The organism is Luteimicrobium sp. DT211, from assembly GCF_049844995.1.
In the GTDB taxonomy this organism is placed as follows: domain Bacteria; phylum Actinomycetota; class Actinomycetes; order Actinomycetales; family Cellulomonadaceae; genus Luteimicrobium.
Genome location: NZ_JBNCMC010000022.1, coordinates 1 through 1,110 on the forward strand (window position 1 = coordinate 1; position 1,110 = coordinate 1,110).

Sequence of the window (1,110 nt, forward strand, 5' to 3'; positions counted from 1 at the left end):
GGATGCTGTCGTTCATCGCGACGTCGCCCGCCGGTGAGGCGTGCGTGTGCGACCTCGCTGCCCTGACCGACGTCTCCCAGCCGACCGTCTCGCACCACCTCCGCGTGCTGCGCGACGTCGGCGTGCTGGTCTCCGAGCGGCGCGCGAGCTGGGTCTGGTACCGGGTCGCCGACGGCTATCGGACCGCGGTCGCGTCCCTCCTCGAGTCCTTCGCCCCGGCGGCCCTCGACACCGTCGCCGATGCGCACGAGCTGACCGGGCTCGAGAACGTCGACGCGACCCTGGACCGGCTCGCCGCAGACCTCGCCGCCCGCTTCCCCGAGGTGAGCGAGGAGGCGGTGCTCCGGACGGTCCGGGAGTCGTACGCCGCCCTCGCCCGCTCGGCGACGGTGTCCGCGCACCTGGTCACCCTGACGGAGCGGTTCGCCCGCCAGCGCCTGACCGACCTCGCCCGCGACCGCGCGGCCGCACCTCCGCAGGTGCTGTTCGTCTGCGTCGCGAACGCGGGCCGGTCCCAGCTCGCCGCGGCGCTCGTGCATCGCTACGCCGGCGACCGGGTCGTCGTCCGTTCAGCGGGCTCGAATCCCGCCGCCGACGTCCACCCCGCCGTGCGGCCCGAGCTCGCCGCGCTCGGCGTGGACGAGGCTGCGGCGTATCCCAAGCCGCTGACCGACGACGCCGTCCGCGCCGCCGACGTCGTCGTCACGATGGGCTGCGGCGACGTCTGCCCGGTCCTGGCCGGCATCCGGTACGAGGACTGGCTCGTCGGCGACCCGGCCCTCGCGTCGCCGGCTGGCGTCGCTGCGATCCGTGCCGAGCTCGACGGCCGGGTCCGGGCGCTGCTCGGCGAGCTCGTGCCGGACCTCGTACTATCCGAACCCACCACTGGAGACCCCCGATGAGTGACACCACCACGTCCCAGGCCAAGCCGTCCGCCCTGTTCGTCTGCGTCCACAACGCGGGCCGCTCCCAGATGGCCGCCGGCTACCTTCGGGCCCTGTCGGGCGGCGCCGTCGAGGTCCGGTCGGCCGGTTCCATGCCCGGCGACCGGATCAACCCTGTCGCCGTCGAGGCGATGCTCGAGGAGGGCATCGACATCCGCGACGAGCG

The 1,110-nt window shown here is 74.3% G+C and carries 1 protein-coding gene and 1 pseudogene; both read left to right on the plus strand.

Going from position 1 to position 1,110, the window contains the following annotated elements; translation table 11 throughout:
* Window positions 1–902: metalloregulator ArsR/SmtB family transcription factor (locus tag ACLQ14_RS19405; RefSeq protein ID WP_425816093.1), on the plus strand; the 902-nt coding region annotated here is incomplete at its 5' end.
* Window positions 899–1,110 (plus strand): annotated as a pseudogene (locus tag ACLQ14_RS19410) (phosphotyrosine protein phosphatase); the annotation flags it as partial. The gene ACLQ14_RS19405 and the pseudogene ACLQ14_RS19410, both read left to right, overlap by 4 nt.